Annotated in this window: 3 protein-coding genes; all 3 read right to left on the bottom strand. The window is 41.6% G+C overall.

The window, feature by feature from the left end; translation table 11 throughout:
- Window positions 1–1,204, bottom strand: a 1,204-nt coding sequence (gene fusA, locus COT43_07835) for an elongation factor G (protein PIS27955.1), incomplete at its 3' end; no start/stop codon positions are given.
- Window positions 1,205–1,227: 23 nt separating this feature from the next.
- Complete coding sequence (locus tag COT43_07830; protein PIS27954.1) at window positions 1,228–2,718, bottom strand: hypothetical protein; 1,491 nt, start codon at window positions 2,716–2,718, stop codon at window positions 1,228–1,230.
- Window positions 2,719–2,867: 149 nt separating this feature from the next.
- Window positions 2,868–4,250 carry a hypothetical protein gene (locus tag COT43_07825; protein ID PIS27953.1) on the bottom strand — a complete coding sequence of 461 codons (1,383 nt, stop codon included), beginning with the start codon at window positions 4,248–4,250 and terminating at the stop codon, window positions 2,868–2,870.
- Window positions 4,251–4,252: the final 2 nt, after the last annotated feature.

The raw sequence follows: 4,252 nt of genomic DNA, 5'->3' as shown, positions 1-4,252 counted from the left end.
GAAATTTAATTTTTGGAAAAGTGACCGGCGATTTGGAATCGCAAAGCGTATCAGTTGTATGTGTATATTTCAATTTGACGACTGTGCCGATATCACCTGCATGAAGATGACCTATCTCCTGTTTTTCTTTTCCATTTAGGCAAAATATTTGACCGATTCTTTCATATTTGCTGTTAGTAGTATTGAGTAAATCGACGCCCGATTTCACATTCCCCGAGATGACTTTGAAAAGCGACAATTCGCCAACATGAAGTTCGTTGATCGTCTTGAAAACGAACAGAGCCGTCAATTCTTTATCGTTCATTGGCCGTTTGACTTCCGTATCTTTAAACGTACCGCATATTGATTCACGTTCATTTGGAGCCGGAGCATAACTGCTGATCAAATCCATCATCTTCCGAACCCCAATATTTTGATAAGCCGAAGTGACTAAAACCGGAAACAGATTGCAGGTCATAATGGCTTTTTTCAATCCTACTCGCAATTCTTCTTCAGTTAGCGTTCCATTTTCAAAAAATTTTTCCAACAGAGCATCATCGGATTCTGCAACGGATTCCATCAATTCGTTCCGTTTTACTTCAATTTTAGAAGATAATTCTCCGGTAATATCAACTTCAGTAAAAGTTCCTTTCCCATCTTTTGAATATCGATTGATTTTATTTGAGAGAATGTCAACTATAGAATCGAAATCCGGAGCCAAATTGGCCGGGATTTGGATGGGAACGACTTTTTTCCCGAACGATTTTCTGAGTTCGCTTAGCGTCTTCTCAAAATCGGCGTGTTCTTTGTCCATCATGTTCACGACAAACCATGTCGGAAGATTGTCATTCTTGGCATAATTGAAAATTAGTTCGGTGCCGACTTCGACGCCGGACTGACCGTGCACGACAATCAATGCAAGGTCCGCCACGCGCGTTAATGCTTTAGATTCACTGATAAAATCCAGGTATCCCGGCGCATCCAAGAGATTTGTTTTTATTTTATTCCATTCAAAATTCAATAAAGATGAGGAAATAGAGAACTTTCTTAGAATTTCGTCGTCATGATAATCGGACAACGTCGTTCCATCCTCGATACGTCCTAAGCGAGTCGTCGCACCAGCGGTATAGAGCATCGCTTCACACAGGCTTGTTTTGCCTGATGAAGCGTGCCCCAGCACAGCGACATTTCGAATCTCTTCAGCTTGATACTCTTTCAAAATCATCCTCCATTAATTGATGAGCAAATTTAATTTCTCTCGATCATATTTCTATGAACTTTTCCAGTTGAATCCTTTTCGACCGGTTCGATAAACTCGACAAATTCCGGCTGAAGATATTTTGGCAATTGCGCTTGACAAAAATTTAATATCTCCTCCGTTGTCGCGATTTCATTAGGTCGCAGAACAACAAGCAATTTCATCGTGTGATGCTTTTCTGTTTTTTCGACTGGAACGATAAATGCCTCTAACACTTTTGGATGTTGTCCGGCGACGAGTTCGATTTCTCTCGGATTCACCCAGTACCCATATCTGAGAATTCTATCCTCTTTCCGGGCAACGAAATGCAAATAACCGTCAGAATCCATGCGAACAATATCGCCTGTCGGAAACCATTTTTCCGATAAAGGAACGTTACGCAGACGATCTTCTGAATACCCACGAAAGATGAATGAACGGTCGATCCAAAGTTCGCCTTCCGTTTCCTCCGGAACGTCGGCATTGTAATCGTTGACGATCCGGATTGCTTCCATCTTCAACGGTTTCCCGACTGAACCGATTTTTCTTTCATACCGGTTTGCATTTGCTGATACAATGCCCGCCTCTGTTGATCCATAAATTTCCAGAATCGGCGTTTGATATTTTTCTTCAAATTTTTGTAAAAGAGAAGCCGAAAGGTAATCGCCAACCGAAAAACACTTTGAGAGCGTCATCGGTTTTTCCATAGAGTTTGAAACAAACGACAATTTTTTCACGTATTCGGGGTAAGTCACCAGACAATCGACGTTTTCATCCGAAAGCGTTGTCAGTACAGTTTCTGGGTTGAATCCACTTGTCAAAACCATCGTGTTTCCAGATAAAACCACCGGATTGATCATCATAAAATGCGAAAATGGCGATGAAAGTGGAAACGTGGACAGAATCCGAAAAACTCCTTTTTCTCGTATCACCGATAGGAAATCCTGCGCATTCCTTTCCAAATTTTTATGAGGAAATATTACAGGTCGTATGAATCGGTTAATTCCCGAAGTTAAAAATATCACCTCAGCGCTGTCTGAACCGATCTGCGTTCCCGCCGACGGATAGATTCCCGACCGGAAAATAGTCGTCAACGATTGTGGGCTTTCGCTCAGAACCTTTGAGAAAACAATCTTTTTTGAAGGAAGGTTGCGCCGATACTCCATTTCTGTCACAATCGTTTGATATTCGTCGAAATAAATGATAATGTCGAGATGAAGTTTTGATGCAATAGATGCCAAATCGCTGTGCGGCAAAGCAGGATTGAGTAAAACCGGCGTTCCGCAAGCCGCTAAAACGCCAAAATAGGCCAGGATGAATTCCGGTACGCTCGGCATTAAAATGCCAATGTTTTGACCTTCTACCGCTCCATTGTTCGATAAATACTCCGCCAGCGCGTTTATTTTTCCATACGCCTGATAGTAACTCAACTGATTTTTACCGAAAACGATGAACGGGAAATCCGGTTTTGTATCTGAATAGAAAGCGAGGTGTTTTAACAAAGATATCTTCCTTGACTATTACAATATCTGAAAAAGCGGGAAATTTTAAGGAATTTGATCCAGCATGTCAAGATAATTAGCAAAACATCCAATTTCTATCACAAGAATCGGTCGAAACAGATAAGCGGATCTTCAGAATTACTGACGTTTTACTTAACTACTAACATTTTTCTCAATCGAACGTCAGAATTGTCCTTGAGAATGCAAACATAAACGCCCGAGGCGACATTTCCGGAATTCCAACTAACTGAATAAAATCCGGCAGGGTGATATTTATGAACGATAGTTTCGACCTCGCGCCCAATAAGATTAAACACTTTTATCTCGACGTCTCCAGGTTTCGCTATTGAGTAATTGAATTTCGTACTCGCATTGAATGGATTCGGATAGTTTTGTTCCAATTCGAGCCGTTCTGGAATCGACGGGCTCGAAGCATTTGCAATTCCTGTTTCAGTCGTCATCTGCCATTTAACCGCGTCCGCCCGAAGAACGGAGCCGATGCTTCCGCCGAGATCGATCACGACAACCTCAACCGGTTTTCCAGCGGGTAACTGATATGTCCCGACTTTTACCCAATCGCCGCTTCCGATATTTTGATCCAGAAAAACCGTATCTACAGCAACACCGTCGATCTTCATGATATATCCTGCGTTGGATGCGGCGTTAACTGTCGTCGGAACGATTTCCAGAATGTTGTACAGTCCGGCTTCCGGCAATACTATCTTGAAAGTCGCCGAAGCGCGGTTATTTTCGATCAACCAAGAATATCGACTCGTCGGACCGTACGCATGTGCATTACTATAATGCCAAGTTTGGTACTCAGAATAATTCGCCATATCTTCGTTGTCGATGCTCATGAAGAAGCGTTCGACTTCAGCCATTACGGGAATTTCACAAATGGATTCGTATGGATCGTCCGAATGAATGACAAGTGTATCAATAACTGTTCCTAAAATCGTAAAATCCAAACTCAGTGGAATCGTCACATAGCTCATTGGAGGAACCTGTATAGGATATTCAATAACCGTTTTATTTTGGATTAAGTTCTGTTTAAAATTAAAGGCGGGTTCGACGGTGAGAATGCTTGATCCCGCATTTTGAATTTCTAAATGATAAATGTATGGCGTCGACTGACTAATCTCTCCAAAATTGATCGTCGGCGTGTTCAGTACAATGTCACGTTCGCGAATCAAGCCGCTAATTTTCAAGACATCTGAAACAAATTGCTGACCTGTGGCGACTGTTCCGATTGCTTCCATTTCAATGTAATTATTTTGCGATGGTGAAAATGTCCCGGATCCAATGTAAATCCACCGATTTATCTGAAACGGCTTATGAATCACTTCCATTCTCGTGCAGATACCGTTTGTAAAAATTCCAACAGAAAAGGAATCGACCGGATTGTCTATTTCTGGCATCTGAATGAACAGGTTATAATTACGGTTCTTTCGCGGAATGAGTGGGTAAAAGTGGATTAATATTTTTGAATTAGATAAACTATACCTCAGAAAATAATTAGGAGGTATAGACATGA

The sequence above is a fragment of the Candidatus Marinimicrobia bacterium CG08_land_8_20_14_0_20_45_22 genome, assembly GCA_002774355.1.
In the GTDB taxonomy this organism is placed as follows: domain Bacteria; phylum Fidelibacterota; class UBA2242; order UBA2242; family UBA2242; genus 0-14-0-20-45-22.
This window is presented reverse-complemented; position numbering and strand designations above follow the sequence as displayed.

Bases quoted from the DNA above. Each gene is read 5' to 3' on its own strand.
- COT43_07825 (PIS27953.1), bottom strand. From the start codon at position 4,250: ATGTCTATACCTCCTAATTATTTTCTGAGGTATAGTTTATCTAATTCA.